The 19,695-nt window shown below is 73.4% G+C and carries 17 protein-coding genes and 1 tRNA gene; 10 read left to right on the top strand and 8 right to left on the bottom strand.

The genetic code is table 11. The features are described 5' to 3' along the window. Window positions 1-22: 22 nt before the first annotated feature. The 3 genes from QNO09_RS28730 to QNO09_RS28720 form a co-directional block, all read right to left on the bottom strand. Window positions 23-1,336 carry an ABC transporter substrate-binding protein gene (locus QNO09_RS28730; protein WP_283973158.1) on the bottom strand — a complete coding sequence of 438 codons (1,314 nt, stop codon included), beginning with the start codon at window positions 1,334-1,336 and terminating at the stop codon, window positions 23-25. A 184-nt stretch (window positions 1,337-1,520) separates the two neighbouring features. Next, window positions 1,521-2,918, bottom strand: a complete 1,398-nt coding sequence (locus QNO09_RS28725; RefSeq protein ID WP_283973157.1) for a sensor histidine kinase — start codon at window positions 2,916-2,918, stop codon at window positions 1,521-1,523. Beyond that, window positions 2,915-3,619: a response regulator transcription factor gene (locus tag QNO09_RS28720; protein ID WP_283973156.1), complete on the bottom strand. Its 705-nt coding sequence runs from the start codon at window positions 3,617-3,619 to the stop codon at window positions 2,915-2,917. The genes QNO09_RS28725 and QNO09_RS28720 overlap by 4 nt, the downstream gene beginning before the upstream one ends. Window positions 3,620-3,750: 131 nt before the next feature. Here QNO09_RS28720 and QNO09_RS28715 point away from each other — a divergent pair, with 131 nt between their 5' ends. Continuing rightward, on the top strand, window positions 3,751-4,278 hold the full coding sequence (locus QNO09_RS28715; RefSeq protein ID WP_283973155.1) for a hypothetical protein: 528 nt from the start codon (window positions 3,751-3,753) through the stop codon (window positions 4,276-4,278). A gap of 40 nt (window positions 4,279-4,318) precedes the next feature. Here the strand turns inward: QNO09_RS28715 and QNO09_RS28710 are convergent, their stop codons facing one another. Further along, window positions 4,319-5,188 (bottom strand): spermidine synthase, encoded by an 870-nt coding sequence (locus tag QNO09_RS28710; RefSeq protein WP_283973154.1) that lies wholly within the window; start codon window positions 5,186-5,188, stop codon window positions 4,319-4,321. A 70-nt stretch (window positions 5,189-5,258) separates the two neighbouring features. Further along, window positions 5,259-5,666 (bottom strand): hypothetical protein, encoded by a 408-nt coding sequence (locus tag QNO09_RS28705; RefSeq protein ID WP_283973153.1) that lies wholly within the window; start codon window positions 5,664-5,666, stop codon window positions 5,259-5,261. A gap of 298 nt (window positions 5,667-5,964) precedes the next feature. Between QNO09_RS28705 and QNO09_RS28700 the strand changes: the two genes are divergently transcribed. Further along, window positions 5,965-7,434 carry an NsdA family TPR-like regulatory protein gene (locus QNO09_RS28700; protein ID WP_283973152.1) on the top strand — a complete coding sequence of 490 codons (1,470 nt, stop codon included), beginning with the start codon at window positions 5,965-5,967 and terminating at the stop codon, window positions 7,432-7,434. A gap of 264 nt (window positions 7,435-7,698) precedes the next feature. Here the strand turns inward: QNO09_RS28700 and QNO09_RS28695 are convergent, their stop codons facing one another. After that, complete coding sequence (locus QNO09_RS28695) at window positions 7,699-8,292, bottom strand: histidine phosphatase family protein (protein ID WP_283973151.1); 594 nt, start codon at window positions 8,290-8,292, stop codon at window positions 7,699-7,701. Window positions 8,293-8,493: 201 nt separating this feature from the next. Here QNO09_RS28695 and QNO09_RS28690 point away from each other — a divergent pair, with 201 nt between their 5' ends. From QNO09_RS28690 to QNO09_RS28660, 7 genes are all read left to right on the top strand, one after another. Continuing rightward, window positions 8,494-9,483 carry a phosphatase PAP2 family protein gene (locus QNO09_RS28690; protein ID WP_283973150.1) on the top strand — a complete coding sequence of 330 codons (990 nt, stop codon included), beginning with the start codon at window positions 8,494-8,496 and terminating at the stop codon, window positions 9,481-9,483. Continuing rightward, on the top strand, window positions 9,395-10,672 hold the full coding sequence (locus QNO09_RS28685; RefSeq protein WP_502962357.1) for a hypothetical protein: 1,278 nt from the start codon (window positions 9,395-9,397) through the stop codon (window positions 10,670-10,672). Before QNO09_RS28690 ends, QNO09_RS28685 begins: the two co-directional genes overlap by 89 nt. Beyond that, on the top strand, window positions 10,663-12,255 hold the full coding sequence (locus tag QNO09_RS28680) for an amino acid adenylation domain-containing protein (RefSeq protein WP_283973149.1): 1,593 nt from the start codon (window positions 10,663-10,665) through the stop codon (window positions 12,253-12,255). Before QNO09_RS28685 ends, QNO09_RS28680 begins: the two co-directional genes overlap by 10 nt. After that, window positions 12,252-13,586: an AAA domain-containing protein gene (locus QNO09_RS28675; protein ID WP_283973148.1), complete on the top strand. Its 1,335-nt coding sequence runs from the start codon at window positions 12,252-12,254 to the stop codon at window positions 13,584-13,586. Before QNO09_RS28680 ends, QNO09_RS28675 begins: the two co-directional genes overlap by 4 nt. A 179-nt stretch (window positions 13,587-13,765) precedes the next feature. Continuing rightward, window positions 13,766-14,134, top strand: coding sequence for a DUF8844 domain-containing protein (locus QNO09_RS28670; protein WP_107455154.1), 369 nt, complete (start codon window positions 13,766-13,768; stop codon window positions 14,132-14,134). A 124-nt stretch (window positions 14,135-14,258) separates the two neighbouring features. After that, window positions 14,259-14,909: a bifunctional DNA primase/polymerase gene (locus QNO09_RS28665; RefSeq protein ID WP_283973147.1), complete on the top strand. Its 651-nt coding sequence runs from the start codon at window positions 14,259-14,261 to the stop codon at window positions 14,907-14,909. After that, window positions 14,900-14,973, top strand: a tRNA-Lys gene (locus QNO09_RS28660). Before QNO09_RS28665 ends, QNO09_RS28660 begins: the two co-directional genes overlap by 10 nt. Before the next feature lie 130 nt (window positions 14,974-15,103). Here QNO09_RS28660 and QNO09_RS28655 read toward each other — a convergent pair. Continuing rightward, on the bottom strand, window positions 15,104-16,369 hold the full coding sequence (locus QNO09_RS28655; protein WP_283973146.1) for a M6 family metalloprotease domain-containing protein: 1,266 nt from the start codon (window positions 16,367-16,369) through the stop codon (window positions 15,104-15,106). 307 nt (window positions 16,370-16,676) lie between these two features. On the opposite strand from QNO09_RS28655, the gene QNO09_RS28650 reads away from it, so the two are divergent. Continuing rightward, window positions 16,677-18,536 (top strand): putative bifunctional diguanylate cyclase/phosphodiesterase, encoded by a 1,860-nt coding sequence (locus QNO09_RS28650; protein ID WP_283973145.1) that lies wholly within the window; start codon window positions 16,677-16,679, stop codon window positions 18,534-18,536. Here QNO09_RS28650 and QNO09_RS28645 read toward each other — a convergent pair. Next, the gene (locus QNO09_RS28645) at window positions 18,512-19,603 is read right to left on the bottom strand and encodes an LLM class flavin-dependent oxidoreductase (RefSeq protein ID WP_283973144.1); all 1,092 of its coding nucleotides are present in this window, start codon (window positions 19,601-19,603) and stop codon (window positions 18,512-18,514) included. The two genes, QNO09_RS28650 and QNO09_RS28645, sit on opposite strands and share 25 nt — an antisense overlap. Window positions 19,604-19,695: the final 92 nt, after the last annotated feature.

Genomic DNA, 19,695 nt, shown 5'->3' with positions numbered 1-19,695 from the left:
GAGTCGTCGAGTCTCCGTTCGGTCAGGAGGAGGCGAAGATCGTCTTCTTCTGTCGTTCGATCGACGAGAGGATGCTGTCGATGTTCTTGGGGTTGCGGACGAAGTTCTGCAGCGCGGGCTGCATCACCGTGGCGGTGAAGTCCGGGCGGGAGTCGCGGTCCATGAACTGCGTCAGGCTCTTCGCGCCGGAGATCATCTCGTAGGACTTCTTCTGCAGCGCGGTGTAGGAGGAGGTGTCGGCCTTGGTGGAGGCGGCCACCACGCTGGAGTCGGCCTTGAGGTAGATCTCCTCGGCCTCGGGCGTGCCCAGGTACTCCAGGAGCTTGACGGCGCCCGCGCGGTTCTTCGGCGCCTTGGAGAGCATGAAGCCGTCGGTGGGTGCCTCGACGGTGTCCTGCCCGAACTGCGGGTCGATCTCCGGGAAGGCGAAGAAGTCCAGGTCGTCCAGGTCGGCCTTGTCGGTGAACTGCTGGCCGACGAAGGTGCCCAGGAGGTACATGCCGGCCTTCTTGGCCACCAGGGTCTGCGCGGCGTCCTGCCAGGTGCGGCCGACGGCGCCCTCCTGGTGGTAGGGCAGGATCTCCGTCCAGTGGTCGAAGACCTTGCGCACCTTGGGGTCGGTCCAGGAGGCCTTGCCGGCCATCAGCTCGACGTGGAAGTCGTAGCCGTTGGCGCGGAAGTTGATCTGGTCGAAGGTGCCCATCGCGGGCCAGGCGTCCTTGTCGCCGAAGGCGATCGGGACCAGCCCGTCCTTCTGCATCCGCTTGCACAGGGCGACGAAGTCGTCCCAGGTGGTGGGGACCTCGTAGCCGTGCTGGGCGAAGACGCTCTTGCGGTAGAACACCGCCCACGGGTACGAGTACAGCGGCACGAAGTAGTACTTGCCGTCCTCGCCCTTGCTGAGCTTGTGCATCGCCTCGGGGAAGTTGCCGCCGATCTTCTCCCACACGTCGTCGATCGGCGTGGCCAGCTTCTTCGAGGCGAAGAACTGCATGCGGTAGCCGGCGAACCAGGTGAACACGTCGTCCGGCGTGCCCTGCAGGTAGGAGTTGATCTGCTCCTGGAAGGTGTTGTGGTCCTTGGTGTTCACGTCGACCTTGATGCCGGACTTCTTGGTGAAGGCGGCGTAGATCTCGGCGAACGCCTTCTTCGGCACGGCGTCCGACGAGTTGGAGCCGAGGCTGACCGTCTTCGGGTCGGCGGACGCGCCGCTGCCGCCGCAGGCGCTCAGCAGGGGTATGCCGGCTCCGAGCAGGGCCGCACCGCCCACTCCGCGCAGCAGGGTGCGGCGGCCGGGTGCGGGGAGGGAGACACCGGAGGGAGAGAGGTCGTGCATGAACGGCTCCTGAGGGCAGGGTTCGGCCAGGAGGGTGTGGCGTGAATTCCGGTCGCAATCAACCAGAAATCAACTTGACCGAACACGGTGGCGCAATGACAGCCGCATGTCCGGTCATGCGTCAAGAGCCGGTCCCTCCATTTGTCGAAACGTGACCGACACGTGAGGGCCCTCACGAGAACGGTCAGTGGGACCGTGAGCGGTTGTGGACGGCAGTGAGCCTGCCGGGGCGGCGACGCCGCATCTGGCGGTGCCCTCGGCCCGCGGGGGCACGGCCGTCCAGCTGGATCCAGATCCGCACCTCGGTGCCGCCGAGCACCGAGGAGCCGATCCGTACGTCTCCGCCGGTGGACTCCGCGAGCCGGCGCACGATGTCCAGGCCGAGCCCGGTCGAGCCGTCGCTGCCGGAGCCGCGGCCCCGCGCCATCGCCGTCTCGGGGTCGGGTATGCCGGGGCCCGCGTCGGAGACGAGGACGATCACCGCGTCCTCGCCGTTGTGCACGTCGACCGCGAAAGCGGTGCCCTCCGCGGTGTGCCGGAAGACGTTGCCGAGCAGCGCGTCGAGCGCGGCGGCCAGGTCGGCGCGGGCCACGGGTATGCGCACCGGCCGGTCGGCCCCGGCCACCCGCCACTTGCGGCCCTCGTCCTCCGCGAGCGCGGACCAGAACGCCATCCGCTCCCGGACCACCTCGGCCGCGTCGCATCCCGCGCCCGGACCGGCCGCGGCCGTCTGCGGCTTGGCCTCCCGCGCCGTACGGATGATGGTGTCGACCTCGCGCTCCAGTTGCTCGACGGCGGTCCGGGTCTGGTCGGCGGCCGGTCCCTCGCCGAGCGAGGCGGTGTTGAGCCGCAGCACGGTCAGGGGCGTCCGCAGCCGGTGGGACAGGTCGGCCGCCAGCTCCCGCTCGTTCGCCAGGAGCTGGACGACCTGGTCGGCCATCGAGTTGAACGCGACCGCCGCGAGCCGCAGTTCGGTCGGGCCCTCCTCGGGCACACGGGCGCCCAGGCGGCCCTCCCCCAGGTCGTGCGCGCCTTCGGCGAGGCGTTGCGCGGGGCGGACCATGCGGACGCCCAGCCGGTCTGCGACCGCGACCGAGCCGAGGACCAGCGCCACCCCGACCGCGGCGAGCACCGCCCAGGCCGTGCCCACGCCGTTGGTGACCTCGGACTCCGGCACGTACACCTCGACGACCGCGATCTTGCCGGTGCTGAGCGCGACCGGCTGGAGCAGCGTCGAGCCGCCGGGGACGGCGGTGGTGGAGGCGCGGCCCAGCGTCCGCACGGCCGCGATGTCCTCGTCGGCGGCGCGGCGCCGCCCGAGTTCGAGGGCCTCCCGGCCGTCGCCCGCGGGGAGGTGCACGGCCATCCCGGCGTCGGAGCCGGCGGAGGCGACGACCCGTTCGAGCTGGTCGCGGTCGGTGGTGATGGACAGGGCGGGGGCGACGGCCGCGGCCTCCCGCTCGGCGCCCGAGAAGGCGCGGTCGCGGGCCATCTCGCGGATGACGAGTCCGAGCGGCACCGCGAAGGCGACCACGACCATGGTGGTCACCGCCAGCGACACCTTGACCAGGGCCCACCTCATCGCGGCGCCCCCGCCCCCGGTGGTTCGAGCTTCACTCCGACGCCCCGAAGGGTGTGCAGATAGCGCGGATGCGCCGCCGTCTCGCCCAGTTTCCTGCGCAGCCAGGACAGATGGACGTCGATGGTCTGGTCGTCGCCGTACGACTGCTGCCACACCTCGGCGAGCAGCTCCTTGCGGGACACGACGACGCCGGGCCGGCGGGCCAGGAAGGCGAGCAGGTCGAACTCGCGGCGGGTGAGGTCGAGCCGCGCGCCGTCCAGCTCGGCCCTGCGGCGCAGTGGGTCGACGGTCAGGCCGCCGACCCGGATCACGGGGGACGGCTCCCGGTCTGCGGCGCCGGAGCGGGCGCGGCGCAGCACGGCCGCCATGCGGGCCGACAGGTGCTCGACGGAGAACGGCTTGGTCAGGTAGTCGTCCGCCCCGGCGTTCAGCAGCCGGACGATCTCCGTCTCGTCGTCCCGGGCCGTGGCCACGATCACCGGCACGTCCGTGATCCCGCGCAGCATCTTCAGGGCCTCGGACCCGTCGAGATCGGGCAGTCCGAGGTCCAGGATCACCACGTCGAAGCGGACATGGGCGACCTCGCGCAGCGCCTCCAGGGCCGTCCCCACACTGCGCACGGTGTGCGCGGCGTCGGTCAGGTGCCGGATCAGCGCCGAGCGTACGAACTGGTCGTCCTCGACCACGAGCACACTTGCCATGCGCCGCACCGTACGCCATCTCGAACAGCCGGGCGCGGGCCTGTGGACAACTCCCCGGACGGGGACAACCGGCCCCCGTACGCGGCCCCTTGTGGACAACGCGTGGGACCAGTGAGGCAGTATGGCCCGCGATGCGCAGAGGACTCGTACACGTACTGGCCTGGCTGCTCGCCACGGGCGCGGCGGTCACGCTGTCGTGGTGGGGAGTCCACACCGTGATGGCGGGGACGGCCTACGATCCGCCGCGCGCCCTGCCCGTCAAGGCCGTCGACGCGTCCACGCGGGAGCCGAAGGCGTCGGTCGGCGCGCCGGAACGGACACCTTCGGGGAAGCCGCGGGAGCCGAGCACGCCTCCGCCGTCCACCTCCGCGAAACCGGGCCCCGCCGCCACGCCGTCGGTGCCCTCGCCCTCGCCGAGCACCGCCCCCGGCGCCTCCAGCCGGGTGCGGAGTTATGACACCGACGGCGGCCGGGCGGTCTTCGACCTGGGGAGGACCGCCGCCTCGCTCGTCTCGGCGACGCCCGGGCCGGGCTGGTCGATGCAGGTGTGGAAGACGGAGTCGTGGATCCGTGTGGAGTTCGCCTCGGGCGCGGACCGGGTGTCGGTGTTCTGCACCTGGCACGACGGGCCGCCCCGGGTGGAGATCGGGACCTACTGACCGCCGCGGTCGGTCATCGGCGCCCGCGTGCCGTACCCGGTCATCCGAACACCGACGGGGGCGGGGCCGGCGACGCCACCGCCGCGAGGTCCGTGACGGGCGCGGCCCCGCCGGTGAAGTCGGTGAGCGTCCTGCCGTGCTCGACGCGGGCGGGATGTGGGTCGGAGGCGGCCAGGCGGGTCAGCTCGGCGACCGGCAGCGGATGGTCGGAGGCGACCAGGACGGCGTTGCCGAAGCGCTTGCCGCGCAGCATCGCCGCGTCCGCGACCAGCGCGAGCTGCTCGAAACGGGCGGCGGCGGTGGCGATCTGGCCGCGCAGGTGGGCGAGCGGCGGTCCGTCGGCGAGGTTGGCGGCGTGGACACCGCCGGGCTTGAGGGCCCTGCGCACGTCGTCGAGGAACTCGGTGGAGGTCAGGTGTGCGGGTGTCCGCGCCCCGCTGAACACGTCGGTGATGACGAGGTCGGCCCAGCCGTCCGGCACCTTGGCGAGGCCCTCACGGGCGTCGGCGGACCGCACCCGGACGCGCGCGTTCGGGTCCAGCGGCAGTGCCCGGCGGACCAACTGGACGAGGGCGCCGTCCCGTTCGACGACCTGCTGGGTGGAGCGGGGCCGGGTGGCGGCGACGTAACGGGCGAGGGTGAGGGCGCCGCCGCCGAGGTGCACCGCGTGCACGGGCCGACCGGGCGGGGCGGCGAGGTCGATCACGTGCCCGAGGCGGCGCTGGTACTCGAAGGACAGGTGGGACGGGTCGTCCAGGTCGACGTGCGACTGCGGGGCCCCGTCGATCACCAGGGTCCAGGCCCGGGCCCGCTCACGGTCGGGGATGAGCTCGGCGAGCCCGCCGTCGACGCTCTCGACGACGGCCTCCGCTTCGGCCTGTCTGCGTCGGCCGCCCCTGGACTTTCCCACGGGCTCATTATCGGGGTGTCCCGCCGAGCGGGGCGCACGCTCCCGCTGCCGCCCGGTACCGGAGGAGGCCTCAGCGGCAGCTGTCCGCCGCCCTGAGAATCCGGGCCGCCTCCCCGAGGGCCTCGCGCAGCACCGCGGGGTCCGTAGCGAGGTCGGCCTCGCCGGGTGGCAACAGCCAGTCCGAACCCTCCACGGGAGGCTCGGGCGCCAGGGTCGGTCCGCGTCCGTCGGTCTCGGTGCAGGTGCTCCCCGGCACGTCCCACGCGGCCGCCGTCCCCGGCGGGACCAGGAAGCCGAGGGTGTCGCCGCCGTCGTCGTGCAGTACGGATCCCACGGCGTCGCCCGGCCCGCGCCGCAGGATGTCGACCGCCTCCAGCCCCTGCCGCGCCGACACCGTCACCACATCGCAGCCGACGGCCGGTGCGCCCGGCGGTCCGCCCGGTCGCGGACGAGGATCGTTGATCCGGCTGGTCTTCATCCCGGCCTCCACCACGAAAACCCCTGCTTGGACGAGCGGTCGGGAGTCGGGGGCTCCCGGTCCGCAGGGTTCAACGCGGCCGGCCCGTCAACGGCTACGGCGGAAGTCAGCCGCAAAGGATGGCACTTCATGGCAGATCACGGATGAGATATCCGGTTTGTAGCCAAACCCAGCGTGGTGGCTCCATCACAGCAGGTACGTTCTTGCCCGCCGGACACGGGGCAGACTATGCGGACAACTCGCAGCAGTCCGCCTCGAATCCGGCATGGTTCGACGGTTCGCACGAGAGGACCCGGCCATGGCGTCGTCACCGCTGACCTCGTCTCCATCCGATCGGCCCGCACGGCCGAACCTCGTCTTCCGGCGACTGCGCGGACAGCGCTCACCGGCCGAGTTCGCCGCGGCGATCCGCCGGGCCGGACTCGAGATCGGCGAGCAGGTCAGCTGTGACGCGCGGTACATCGGCCGGGTCGAGGCGGGCGAGATCCGCTGCCCCAACTACGCGTACGAACGGGTGTTCCTGCACATGTTCCCAGGCCGCACACTCACCGATCTCGGGTTCGCGCCCCGCTCGTCGGTACGCGGGCGCCGGGCGCGCGACATCGATCACGCGCCCCTGACGCGCACCGCGAACCCGGCGCACGCCACGAGTGAGACCAGCGGGGCGTGCGAGCCGTATACACCGCAGAACCCGTACGACCCGCACCACCCGCACCACCCGCACCACCCGCACGACACCTACGAGGAGAGCGACGTGCTACGTCGCGCGTTCATGACCGGCGGAGGCGCCACGGTGGCCGCCGCCTCACTGGGGCCTGTCGGCCTCGCCCTCGACGCGACGGCGGCACAGCGCCCCGTGCACCGCGCAGGGGCGAGTGACGCGGGTGCCCTGGAAGAAGCCGTCCGCCGGATCCGGCTGCTGGACGACCGGCACGGGGCCGACGGTCTCTACCGTCGCGCCGCCGCCCCGCTGCGGGCCGCCTACACCCTGCTGGACGCCGGCGCGACCCGGCAGACGACCGCTGACCGGCTCTACTCGGGCGCCGGTGAACTGGCCATCTCCGTGGGCTGGCTGGCCCACGACTCGGGGCGCTTCGACGACGCCCGCTCCCACTACGCGGAGGCACTGGCGACCGCCCGGATGACCGGCGACCCGGGCCTGGAGGCGCACGCCTTCTGCAACACGGCGTTCCTCGCGCGCGACGCGGGCCGGCCGCGCGAGGCGGTCCGGGCCGCCCAGGCCGCGCAGCGCGTCGCCCGGCCGGTGGGCTCGGCCCGGCTGATGTCGCTGCTCTCCCTGCGCGAGGCGGGCGGCTGGGCGGGGCTCGCCGACCGGGTGGGCTGCGAGCAGGCGCTGGCCCGAGCGCAGGCCTTCTTCGAACGGGGCCCCTCGGACGCCGACCCCGAGTGGATGAGCTTCTACGGCGAGGCCGAATTGGAGGGCCTGGAGGCACAGTGCTGGTCCACGCTCGGTGACTGGCCCCGGGCGGCACGGCATGCGCGGCGCGCGGCCGAGCTGCAGGATCCGCACTTCACCCGGAACATCGCCCTCTACACGGCGGAGCTGGCGGACGACCTCGCGCGCGGTGGCCGGCCGGACGAGGCCGCGGTGGCGGGGATGCGGGTGCTGGATCTGCTGGAGGAGGTCCAGTCGTCCCGCGTGCAGACCATGCTGGCGGCCACGGCGCGGGTCCTGCTGCCGCATCGCAGGGCGTCCGGGGTGTCGGCGTTCCTGGAGAGGCACGCCTCGTCCCCGCGGATGACCTGAGGCCGCGGCAGGCAACGTTCGCCCCGCCGCGACACCCGGCACGCTCCCCCGTTCCCGGCTGCGCGGCCCCGCCGCGACGCCTGGGACGCTCCCCCGTTCCGGATGCGCTCGAACGGGAGGGGCCCCCGCCGCCGCACCGGCCCAAAGCCCGAGGACGTCCCGTACGACGACGTCCGGCCGGCCCGCCGAGAGCACGCAGCCGACGCCGTTCCTCAACGGGCGAACGTTGCCTGCCGCGGCACCGGAGGGCGGCGCGGGCCCGCCTCAGGCGAGGTGCCCCAGGTCGTTCCAGCTCTCGATCGCGGGCTCCCCGTAGGCCCAGCCCAGCACGGACAGCGAGGTCGGGTTCAGCCGTATCCGGGCCGCGAAGTCGACCGGGAGGCCGAGCCACCGCGCCCCGATGGAGCGCAGGATGTGCCCGTGGGCGAAGACCAGGACGTCGCGGTCCTCGGCGCGTGCCCAGGAGACCACCTCGTCGGCCCGGGCCGTGACCTCGGCGAGTGACTCCCCGTCCGGCACACCGTCGCGCCAGATCAGCCAGCCGGGCCGGACGGCCTGGATGTCCGCGGGGGTCATGCCCTCGTACGCCCCGTAGTCCCATTCCAGCAGCGCGTCCCAGGTCCGGGCGCGGTCGCCGAAACCGGCCAGCTCGCAGGTCTCACGCGCGCGTGCCAGCGGGCTGGTGCGCACCTCGACCCCGGCCAGACCCTCGTACGGTGCCCGGTGCAGGCGCTCGCCGAGCAGCTTGGCGCCGCGCCGGCCCTCCTCCAGGAGCGGCACATCGGTCCTGCCCGTGTGTCTGCCGGACAGGGACCACTCGGTCTGTCCGTGGCGGGCCAGCAGGATGCGCGCGGCCATGAGGCACCTTTCCGGAAGAGGAACGCAAGAGGAACTGCAAGGGGGACTCCTCCATCATCGCGCACGGCCGCCGCAGGCAACCCGGGGGGCGATCTCTGCGTCTTCGAGGTCCGGAGGCGCCCCCTCGTGGCGGGCGCGCACACCGTAAAGTGGCACGGCCGACCGGGCTACGAGACTGAACTGAAGGGGGAGGACGATCGGATGCCGCACACCGAGACACCGGGCACCGAGGCGGCCCCCGCGCCCAGGCTGCGCTGGTGGACCGAGCTGCCGCTGATCCTGCTGGTGTACGCGTGCTACTCGGCCGGCCGGCTCCTCGCCCGCGGTGACGTCTCCGGCGCGGTCGACCACGGTCTGACGATCCTGCGCTTCGAGAAGGCGCTGTATCTCAACTTCGAGCACCCGCTCAACCGCCTCTTCACACGCGAGGCGTGGATCGGCATACCCGCCGACTTCTGGTACGCGTCGCTGCACTACCTGGTCACACCGGCCGTCCTGGTGTGGCTCTTCCGCTCCCGCGCCGTGCGCTACCGCGCCGCGCGCACCTGGCTGATGACGTCCACCCTCATCGGCCTGATCGGCTTCACGCTGCTGCCGACCTGCCCGCCCCGGCTCCTCGACGCGAGCCACGGCTTCGTGGACACGATGGCTCAGTACAGCTCGTACGGCTGGTGGGGCGGCGCGGCGAGCGCGCCGCGCGGCATGGGGGACATGACCAACCAGTACGCGGCCATGCCGAGTCTGCACGTGGGCTGGGCCCTGTGGTGCGGGGTGATGCTCTGGCGTCACGGCGGTACGCGCCTGATGAAGACGGCCGGTGTCGCCTACCCCCTGATCACCACGATCGTGGTCATGGGCACCGCCAACCACTACTTCCTCGACGCGGTCGCGGGCGCGGCCGTCATGGGCGTCGGGCTGCTGCTGGCACCCCGCGTGATGCGCGCCGCGGACCGGGTCAAGGCACGGTTCGTGCCGTCTGCCGCACCGGTCACGGCGGACTCTTCCGCCGCGGGTTCCCCGATTGTCAGTGCCGGATGCCAGACTTCCGCGGGTGAGCGAATTCCACGGCAGCGCGAGTCGGTCGGAGCGGGAACCGAGCCGGGTGCCTCTCCCCAGGACGCGGGGGACGGCGCTCCGGACAGGGGTCTCCCCTGCTCGAGCGCAGTCGAGAGCTTGGGGAAGGCTCGCTGAGCTGCGCGGCCCCGACGTACCCGCGAAGGCGCTGGACGCGCGCGCCCTGGCCGCGCTGGCCGCCAACCCCGGTTGTGCGCGGCGCGCGATCCTCGACGGCGCCGGCGTGAACAAGGCGGCGCTGGCGAGCGCCCTGGGCTCGCCGTCCGCCTTCGGGCAGTCGCAGTTCGCGCTCACCAGAGGCAACGCCTTCGAGGCGAAGGTCAAGGCCGACGGCGGCGCGGAGCTGCTGCGGCTGGTGCACGAGAAGCTCGACCGGTCCGCCGAGCCGCCCACGCAGGCGCGCGTGCCCGACCTGACCGCGACCGGCCCCCAGGGGCGCACGGCCCGTACGGCGCTGGAGCTGCGGGAGGCCGCCGCGCACCCGGGCGCGTGGACGCTGCTCGACCATCCGATGCTCGCGCTGGACGTGGCGGGCTCTCCCGCCTTCCTGGAGCCCGACGCGGTGGTGGTGCATCCGGACGGCAGCTGGACGGTGGTGGAGATCAAGTCGTTCCCGCTGCTGGACGGTTCGGCGGACCCGGCGAAGGTCGGGGCGGCGGCCCGGCAGGCGGCGGTCTACGTGCTGGCCCTGGAGGAGGTCGCGGCGCGTCTCGGCGCGGAGCCGGAGGGGCGCGCCGGTGCCGAGGGGGTGAGCGCGCCGAGGCCCGAAGGGTCGAGCCCGGTCGACTCCTCGGCCCCGGCTGAAGCGTCCCCGAGGCCGAGCACCCCGGGCGGGGCCCCGCGCGTGCGGCACCGGATCCTGCTGGTCTGCCCGCGGGACTTCTCCAACCTGCCGGCCGCGTCCGCCGTCGACATCCGCAAGCAGCGGGCGGTGACGGCCCGCCAGCTGGCCCGGCTGACCCGTATCGAGGAGATCGCCGACGCGCTCCCCGAGGGCACGTGCTTCTCGCCCGAGCTTCCCGCGGAGGACCTGTCGGCGGCCGTGGAGTCGGTCCCGGCGGCGTACGCGCCCGAGTGCCTGTCCGCGTGCGAGCTGGCGTTCCACTGCCGGGCCCGGTCCCGCCGGGAGGGCGCGGTGACCACGCTCGGGCGCCCGGCGCGGGCGGAGCTGGGCGGCCTGACGACCGTGGAGGACGTCCTCGCGGCGGCGCGCGGTGAGGCGGGCGATCCCGACGACCCGGCCGTGGCGGCCCTGCGGCGGGCGGCCGCCCTGCGCGCCGAGGCGCTGGAGGCGGCGTGTCGCTGATCTCCACCCTGGCCCGGCTGGAAGCCGTCAGCACCGGCCGTGCCCAGCCCGCCGCCACCGTCCGGCACCGGCACCTCGGCGAGCGCCCCCTGGTGTTCGTGCCGCTGACCACCGCCGGTGAGGCGGGCGCCCCGCTCGGCGCGCTGGTGGGCACCGACCGGGACGCGCCGCGCCTGCTGGCCGTCCCGCAGCCCCGCGACCGCGACCTCAGGTTCGCGTTCCTGGCCGAGCTGGCCGACATCGTGCTGCCGTACGTCGACGCGTACGCCGAGGCCGTGGAGGCCGCCGAGCGCACCGAGACCGACCCGGAGACCGGCAAGCGCGTCAAGGTCGAGGTCGACCTGTGCGCGGACGCGCCCCAGCTGATCGTGCCGAGTCGCGCGGGCATCGACCTCGTGCGGCTGCTCGGGCGCTCGACGCGGTTCCGGCGCACGGCGGAGCAGGATCCGGAGGCCCCCTACCCGGCGCCGCCCCGGGTGCCGCTGCTCGGGCGGTGGCTGACGCACTTCGGGGAGCGGGCCCGGGTGCCCGGCTCCTCGCTGCTGCTGGCGATGACCGACGTGCTGAGCCGGCACTGGGTGACCGGGCAGTCCGCCCTGGAGGACCAGCACCTGGGGGCGCTGCTCGCCTGGATCGACCCGCCGGAGGGCGTCACCGGCGCCGAGGCCGCGCTGCGCGCCGAGCTGGAGCGCGACGAGCGGGGCCAGTTGATCTGCCCGCCGGCCGGCCCGGCCACCGACCCGGCGTTCGACAACAAGCTGCTCGCCCCGGCCATCGAGCGCTACGACCGGGCCCGCACCGCCCTCGCCGCCGCCGAGGACGGCCTGGAGGCCGACGACCGGCTCGGGGCGCTGACCGCCGCCGAGCGGGAGATCCGCGACCTGGTGCTCAGCCGCACCCGCCCCACCTGGGACGCGGTCTGGCGCGGCCTCGACCTGCTGCGGGAGCTGCCCGAGGGGACGCGGATCGAGGAGCGGTGGACCCGCGACCGCTGGTCGTTCACCGGCCACCGCGACCGCGTCCTGGCGGGCGAGCCCCCGCAGCCACGCCGCGACGACGCCGTCACCGCGGCGAACAAGCTGGCCACGCGCGAGCGCGAACAGGCCCGGCTGGAGGCGCAGGAGGCCCTCGACGACCCGCTGGTGATGGCCGGTCGGCGGCTGTCCGGGGAGGCGTTCGCGGGTGAGGTCACCGACGTCGTGATGGCGTACGGCGAGGGCAAGCGCCCCACCCCGCGCCCCCTGGTCACGGTGCGCACGGACGACCGGCCGCATCTCGGCGAGCGGACGAGGGTGTACCGGTCGCTGGGCGGGAAGCCGCAGGCGGCGGAGTTCGTCGCGGCCGAGGAGGGCGGCGGGCACCTGGTGCTGCGGGTCCTCGACAAGATGGGCCGCGGCAAGGAGCCCGAACCGGGTTCGGTGCCGGAGAAGGGCGACCGGGTCTGCTTCACGCTCTTCGAGCACGAGCAGCGGGGCGGCGCGAAGCTGCCCGACCCGGACCGGACGCCGTGGACGCACGGCGGGCCGCCCGGTGAGGCGACCCTGGAGGCCGCCGACCCGGTGACCGAGGAGGATGTGCTGTGACCACGGTGTTCGATCCCTCGACCGCCGCGGCGCAGGCGACCGACGCGATCCTGCGCGACACGCTGCAGGGCACCGCGCGCGGTGTCGTCGTGGACTCCCCGCCGGGCGCGGGCAAGTCCACGCTGGTGGTCCGCGCGGCGCTGGAACTGACCGAGGCGGGCCGCCCGCTGATGGTGGTGGCGCAGACCAACGCCCAGGTCGACGACCTGGTCCTGCGGCTCGCCGAGAAGAACCCCGAGCTGCCGGTGGGCCGGCTGCACAGCAGCGACTCCGACCCGTACGACAAGGCGCTCGACGAGCTGCCGAACGTGCGCACGTCGGCCAAGGCGGCCGACCTCGCCGGACTGGCCGTGACGCTCTCGACCGCCGCGAAGTGGGCGCATGTGAAGGTCGACGAACCGTGGCGGCACGCGATCGTCGACGAGGCGTACCAGATGCGCTCGGACGCGCTGCTCGCCGTGGCCGGGCTGTTCGAGCGGGCGCTGTTCGTGGGCGACCCGGGGCAGCTGGATCCGTTCGCGATCGTGGGCAGCGAACAGTGGGCGGGCCTGTCCTACGACCCGTCGGCCTCGGCGGTGACGACCCTGCTGGCGCACAACCCGGACCTTCCGCAGCACCGGCTGCCGGTCTCCTGGCGGCTCCCGGCCTCCGCCGCGCCCCTGGTCTCGGACGCCTTCTACCCGTACACGCCGTTCCGCAGCGGCACCGGCCACGGTGACCGGACCCTGGCGTTCGGGGTGCCGTCGGACGGCTCGGCCCCCGACCGGGTGATCGACGAGGCGGCCGGGGCGGGCTGGGGCCTGCTGGAACTGCCCGCCCGGCACACCCCGCGCACGGACCCGGAGGCGGTCCGGGCGGTGGCGACGGTGGTACGGCGCCTGCTGGACCGCGCGGGCGCGGCAACCTCGGAACGATCCCCATTCACCTCCCCCCTCACCGCCGACCGGATCGCCGTCGGCACGGCCCACCGGGACCAGGCGGCGGCGGTCCGCTCGGCGCTGGCCGGCCTCGGCGTCACCGACGTGGTCGTGGACACGGCCAACCGGCTGCAGGGCCGTGAGTACGACGTCACGGTGATCCTCCACCCCCTGTCCGGCCGCCCCGACGCCACGGCCTTCCACCTGGAGACCGGCCGCCTGTGCGTCCTGGCCTCCCGCCACCGGCACGCCTGCATCGTGGTCTGCCGAGCGGGGGTGACCGACCTGCTGGACGACTATCCGTCGACGGAGCCGGTGCAGCTGGGGACGGTGGTGAAGTTCCCGGACGGCTGGGAGGCGAACCACGCGGTGCTCGCGCACCTGGCGGAGCACCGCGTGCAGTGGCGCCCGTGACCGGCGCCCGCGAGCACCTTGCGCGTGGCCGGACTTCGCCTGTCCCGGGAGCCTGGACGAACACCGGGTGGTGTGCCGGCCGTACCCGAGACCGCTATGCCCACTTGCGCGCCCGCGAGACAATGGACGGTGGCCCACTCCACCGGGAGGGTCAGCGCGACGTACGAGGAGGAGAAGACATGGCGGAGCCCACGCCGCGTCGGAACGAACCGCGGCTACGCCCCGCGCCCCTGCTCTTCGAGCCCGCGGAGGCGGCCTCCGACCCCGAGCACTTCTTCGACCTCGAGTCGATCGACGACCCCCGGGCCCTGCTGGCCCGGGCGACGGAGCTGACGCTGGCGTTCCGGGCCGCGGCGGACCGGGCGGTGGAGTTCCAGGCGATGGCGGCGGCGCAGCTGGCCGACCCGCGCCGGTTCGACCGGCTGACGACCGCGGACATCGCCGAGCGGGCCGAGTGGACCGAGGACTACGCCAAGAAGATGGTCGAGTTCGGGCGGGACCTGATGCGGGGCGACGCCGAGGGCCGGGGACCGGGCGAGACCGCCTGACACCGGCCCTTCCCGATCACATGGCATATGCCAGGCGGGCAAGATACCCCTCCCCACCCCCTCCTGTCCCGATTTCCCGCAACCCATGGAAACCGAGTGCTCACGGCGGGTAGACCTGCATGCCATGAGCAGCGCATGGAACGCCTCCGATGTCACCCCGAACGGGGCCACCTGGCTCGCCTCGGCAGGAACGTATCCGCGAAGCACACTCGCCCTCTGGGTGGAGCGGCCGGACACGCCGGTCGTACTGCCCTGCGGCTCGGTCTTCGACGTGGTCAGCGCACCGGCGATGTTCGGCCGGCGGATGCTCGACCGGCTGTGGGACGACGGGCCCGGCTCGGGGCCGGTCGCGCAGTTCCGGGGCAGGATGCTGCTCTTCGCCGCCCCGGGGACGGCGCAGCGGCTCCCCGCGCTGCTGGAGTGGGAGGAGTGGGGCGCGCGGGACCGCCGGGAGACCCGCCGCACGGACGCGGTGCCGCCACTGCTGTGCCACGGCACCGGCGACGCGGTGACCGTCCCGGCCCCGTCGCAGAGCACCTCCGCCTCCGGCCCGGCGCCCGGCGCCCGCACCGGGTCGGGGTCCGGCCGAGCCGCCGCCCCGTCCCGCTCCGGCTCCCGCTGGCTCGTCGCCCCGGACACCCGTCAGCCCTGGCTCCCCGGCCCCGAGGTACTGCTCTGGGCGGCCGTCCGGGCGGCCCGCTCCGCCGTGCGGATTTCGATTTTTCCTCCCGCCGACCAGGGTGCTAAGGTCTACGACGTCAGCAGGCGCCGCTAGCTCAGTTGGTTAGAGCAGCTGACTCTTAATCAGCGGGTCCGGGGTTCGAGTCCCTGGCGGCGCACTGTACCGGTGGCGGCTTGTGTTCGCGGACAACGTGAACGCAAGCCGCCACCGTCGTTTGTGTGTGGTTTCGCCGCGCGCCGTGAGGGCTGCCACACACCCCCGCCTCTGGGCGTCGCACCGCCGCCCCGTCAGCGCCCCACCGCGATCTTCACGGTCCAGGACCCCGACACCGTACGCCCCTCCACCTCGACCCGTACGTCCTCGCCCGGCACCGTGAAGCTTTCCCCGATGCCGATCGGCGCGTCCGCGAGGGGCGGGTAGACGGAGTCCTCCCAGCAGGCCTCGGTGCGCGGGTGGGCGTCGATCACCTCGATGGGTCCACCCCCGGACTGCGCCCCGCCCCGCACCCGGTACACGAGCACCCCCTGCCGGCAGGCGGTCACGTCATTGCCCACCTGCCCCCGCGCCTCGAAGGCGAGCACACTGTCGGGTCCCGTCCGCACCACCGCCAGCTTGGTGCCCCGCCCGAGGCCGAAGGCCTGCGCGCCCGCGGCCCCGGTCATCGGCCCTCCGGGTCCCGCCGCCAGCGGTTCCAGGGTCAGCCGGGCGGGCGCGGCGTCCTGCACGCACCGCACCTGCCGCGGATCCAGCCAGCCCAGCTTCCACTTGTGCCAGGCGAAGAGGTCGGGGGCGAGTCCGAACTGGCTGCCCATCAGGTCCCAGTCGCCGACATGGGTGTCCCAGTCGCCCTTGCCGTCCACGGGACGGCGGTACAGGTCGGGCAGGTCGAACACGTGCCCGGTCTCGTGGGCGAGGACCAGCCGGTCCGGCGGGTGCTGTTCGAACACCGTGACGATCCGGCGCAGGTCGGTGCCGTCGGCCCGCAGCGGACTGGTCAGGTTCACCACCTTGGTCGCGTCGGAGTCCACGCCGGGCGCGTCCGGGTCGGCGACGAAGTACACGACGTCGTAGCGCGAGAAGTCCACCTGCGGGTCGGCCACGGAGAGCGCGTCCCGCAGGTACGCGGCCCGGTGCTCGGGGCTCCAGTCACGCCGTATGTCGTAGGCGGTGGACGGCTGTGGCATCCCGATCCAGTGCCGCAGCGCATGCGGGCGCAGGGTGAAGCGGCCATAGGAGGCGCGTTCGAAGAAGCGGGTGGTGGCCGGGAAGTGGTCGGCGGTCAGCTCCTGCGGGGTGGTCAGTGGGTGGGAGTCCGGGAAGGACAGGAAGACCATGACCGCGTCCAGGGCCCTGGCCGGGCGGGGATAGGCGGCGTTCCAGGTGTCCAGGCCCTCCGAGTGGTGGGCGTCGGTGCGCGTCAGGACGCAGGGCACGGCCGAGTCGGGCCCGGCGGCCGAGGGGCCCGCACCCAGGGAGGTGGCGGCGAGCGCGGACATGGTGGTGAACACGGCCGCGGTGCTGCGCAGTCGGGCGCGCGGAAACGGACGCGGCACGGGTACCTCCGGGTGCGGTTCGCGGGACACCGCACCCAGCCTGTGATGATTTGTCCTACCGCGCCCTGTTTGCCTGCACCGGTCGGGTGAAGGGGGCGAAAAATCACGAAAGCCGACACCCCCGAAGCACTCACAGAACGTCACAACTGGTCGGGGCCCTGAAGGAGCCGTCCAGGTGCGTGCAGAAACGATCTGGCAGAAGGGCGGGTTGGCCGGGAAGACTGAACACCGGCTGGAAGGCCCCGGGGCCAGCCTCTATGATCGGCACACTTTCCTGACCTTTCCTGCACGGACAGAGATCGAATACATGCGGGAGCGAGCGGTGAGCGGAACCTCCGAAGGGCCGGCGCCCGCGGCAGACCTGGACCGGCCGGTCGTCACAGAGAGTGAGATCGACACGTCTCCCCGTACCGAGCCCCCGTCCCGGCAGCCCTATCGCTCCGTCTTCACGGCCGCCCCGCTCGCCATGGCCGTGGTGGACCGCGAGGGCTCGGTCGTCAGCGCCAACGACGCGCTCGCCGCGCTGCTCGGCGGCACCCCGGACGAGCTCGCCGGGTCCGTCGCCGCCGACCTGGTCGACCTGACCTCCGACGCCCGCACCTGGCACGCGTACCGCGAGGTGCTGCGCGGCCGGCAGTCACGGCTGCGCTGCACGCGCCGGCTCAAGCACCCCGACGGGCACTCGCTGTGGGTGCAGGTGACGATCGCCCCGCTGCCCGCCGAGGACAGCGGTGTGCTGATGTCCGTCGCCGACATCAGCGCCCGCCGGGAACTCCAGGCCCGGCTGCGGCACTTGCAGATGCACGACCCAGTGACGCGCCTGCCCAACCGCACGCTGTTCTTCGAGCGGCTGTCGGCGGCACTGGAGGCGGAGTCGTACGAGCAGAGCGGCACGGGCCGGATCGGGCTGTGCTACCTGGACCTGGACGGCTTCAAGGCCATCAACGACACCCTCGGCCACCGTGTCGGCGACCGGCTGCTGGCCGCCGTCGCCGAGCGTCTGACGCGCTGCGCGGACGAGGCCGGCCACGCACGGGTCAGCATCCCGCTGGTGGCCCGGCTCGGCGGTGACGAGTTCGCGCTGCTCGTCGAGGACTCCACGGGCACCGAACAACTGGCCGAACTGGCCGAGTCGGCGCTGCGGGCGGTTCAGGACCCGTTCGACATCTGCGGCCAGCGGCTGTCGGTCTCGGCGTCGATCGGCGTCGTCGAGCGGCACGCTGCGGGCACCACCGCCACCGCGCTGATGCAGGCGGCGGACACGACGCTCTATTGGGCGAAAGCCGACGGCAAGGCCCGCTGGACGTTGTTCGACCCGGAGCGCAACGCCCACCGCATGACCCGCCAGGCCCTCGCCTCCACCCTCCGCCCGGCCATCGACCGGGGCGAGTTCCGGCTGGAGTACCAGCCGCTGGTGGGCATGGAGGACGACCGGCTGCACGGGGTCGAGGCGCTCATCCGCTGGAATCATCCTCAGTTCGGCGTACTGACGCCGAATCGGTTCATCGGACTTGCCGAGGAGGACGGTTCGATCGTCCCGCTGGGCCGCTGGGTGCTGCGCACGGCCTGCAAGCAGGCCCGCCGATGGCAGCTGGACCACCCGGACGAACCGCCGATCTTCGTCAGCGTGAACGTGGCGGTACGCCAGGTCTGGGACTCCGACCTGGTGGCGGACGTCGCGGAGACCCTGACCGAGGCGGGCCTCGCGCCGCACCTGCTCCAACTGGAGCTGACCGAGTCGGCGGTGATGGGCTCGGCGGGCCGCCCGCTGCAGACCCTGAAGGCCCTCAGCGACATGGGCGTCCGCATCGCCATCGACGACTTCGGCACCGGCTACTCGAACCTCGCCTACCTGAGCCGGCTGCCGGTGTCGGTGCTGAAGCTCGACGGATCGTTCGTGCGCGGCTTCCAGTACGACGACCGCGAGGCGGCCACCCGCGCCAACCCGGCCGACGAGGTCGTCGTCGAGGCGATGATCCAGCTCGCGCACCGGCTCGGGCTGACCGTCACCGCCGAGTGCGTGGAGACCTCGGCCCAGGCGACCCGGCTGCGCCGCATCGGCTGCGACACCGGACAGGGCTGGCTCTACTCCCGTCCGGTGCCGCCGGATCGCATCTCCGAACTGCTGGGCACGCCGGATGTTCAGGCGGGCGTCGGCAACCCGTAGGCGTCCGCGATGAGTTCGTAGGAGCGGACGCGGACGTCTCCGCCGTGCGCGTTGGCCGTGATCATCAACTCGTCGGCGCCGGTGCGCTTGGCGAGGTCGTCCAGGCCGGAGCGGACCTCGTCGGGGGTGCCGTGGACGACGTTGGCGTTCCAGGAGTCGACGAAGTCGCGCTCCATGGGGCTGAACTCGTGGGCCTCCGCCTCCTCCGGGCTGGGCACGAGGCCGGGGCGCCCGGTGCGCAGCCGGACCATGCTCAGGGCGGCGGCCCGCACCTGCCGGCGGGCCTCGCGCTCCTCGTCTGCGGCGAGGGCGGAGACGCCGATGAGGGCGTACGGCTCGTCGAGCACGGCGGAGGGCTGGAAGGACTCGCGGTACAGGTCGAGCGCCGGGACGGTGTTCTGCGCCGAGAAGTGGTGCGCGAAGGCGAAGGGCAGCCCCAGGACGCCGGCCAGGCGGGCGCTGAAGCCGGAGGAGCCGAGCAGCCAGATCGGCGGGCGGTGTGGGGACTGGACGCCGCCGGGGGACGTGGCCTGGACCGGGCCGGGAACGGCGTGGATGCGGCGGTAGGGGTGCCCGTCGGGGAAGTCGTCGTCGAGGAACCGGGTCAGCTCGGCGAGCTGCTGCGGGAAGTCGTCGGCGCCCTCGCCCAGCCGTTCGGTGCGGCGCAGGGCCGCGGCGGTGGCGCCGTCCGTGCCCGGGGCGCGGCCGAGACCGAGGTCGACCCGGCCCGGGGCCATGGCCTCCAGCGTCCCGAACTGCTCGGCGATCACGAGCGGGGCGTGGTTGGGCAGCATCACACCGCCCGAGCCGAGCCGGATGCGCTCGGTGTGCGCGGCGAGGTGGGCCAGGATCACGGCCGGGGACGAGGAGGCCACGCCCGGCATGGAGTGGTGCTCGGCGACCCAGTACCGGTGGAAGCCGCGGTTCTCCGCGAGACGGGCCAGGTCGACGCTGGTGCGCAGGGCGTCGGAGGCGGTACGGCCGGCCCCCACGGTGACCAGGTCCAGTACGGAGAGGGGGACGGGGGCGCTGCCCTGGGCTGCGCCGCGAATCTCGTCTGCCGCCACGGTGGGGTGCCTCCTGCTGTGGGCCGTGTGCTGTCGTTCCGGCTCTAACAGGGGACTGTCTCCGGTTATTCCCGGCCACTGCCGCCGAGGCG

Source organism: Streptomyces sp. 378 (assembly GCF_030124145.1).
GTDB lineage: Bacteria > Actinomycetota > Actinomycetes > Streptomycetales > Streptomycetaceae > Streptomyces.
This window is presented reverse-complemented; position numbering and strand designations above follow the sequence as displayed.

Excerpts from the sequence above, each read along its gene's own strand:
- QNO09_RS28730 (WP_283973158.1), bottom strand. The coding sequence starts at position 1,336 with ATGCACGACCTCTCTCCCTCCGGTGTCTCCCTCCCCGCACCCGGCCGC.
- QNO09_RS28725 (WP_283973157.1), bottom strand. The coding sequence starts at position 2,918 with ATGAGGTGGGCCCTGGTCAAGGTGTCGCTGGCGGTGACCACCATGGTC.
- QNO09_RS28720 (WP_283973156.1), bottom strand. The coding sequence starts at position 3,619 with ATGGCAAGTGTGCTCGTGGTCGAGGACGACCAGTTCGTACGCTCGGCG.
- QNO09_RS28715 (WP_283973155.1), top strand. The coding sequence starts at position 3,751 with ATGCGCAGAGGACTCGTACACGTACTGGCCTGGCTGCTCGCCACGGGC.
- QNO09_RS28705 (WP_283973153.1), bottom strand. The coding sequence starts at position 5,666 with ATGAAGACCAGCCGGATCAACGATCCTCGTCCGCGACCGGGCGGACCG.
- QNO09_RS28700 (WP_283973152.1), top strand. The coding sequence starts at position 5,965 with ATGGCGTCGTCACCGCTGACCTCGTCTCCATCCGATCGGCCCGCACGG.
- QNO09_RS28695 (WP_283973151.1), bottom strand. The coding sequence starts at position 8,292 with ATGGCCGCGCGCATCCTGCTGGCCCGCCACGGACAGACCGAGTGGTCC.
- QNO09_RS28690 (WP_283973150.1), top strand. The coding sequence starts at position 8,494 with ATGCCGCACACCGAGACACCGGGCACCGAGGCGGCCCCCGCGCCCAGG.
- QNO09_RS28670 (WP_107455154.1), top strand. The coding sequence starts at position 13,766 with ATGGCGGAGCCCACGCCGCGTCGGAACGAACCGCGGCTACGCCCCGCG.
- QNO09_RS28665 (WP_283973147.1), top strand. The coding sequence starts at position 14,259 with ATGAGCAGCGCATGGAACGCCTCCGATGTCACCCCGAACGGGGCCACC.
- QNO09_RS28650 (WP_283973145.1), top strand. The coding sequence starts at position 16,677 with ATGCGGGAGCGAGCGGTGAGCGGAACCTCCGAAGGGCCGGCGCCCGCG.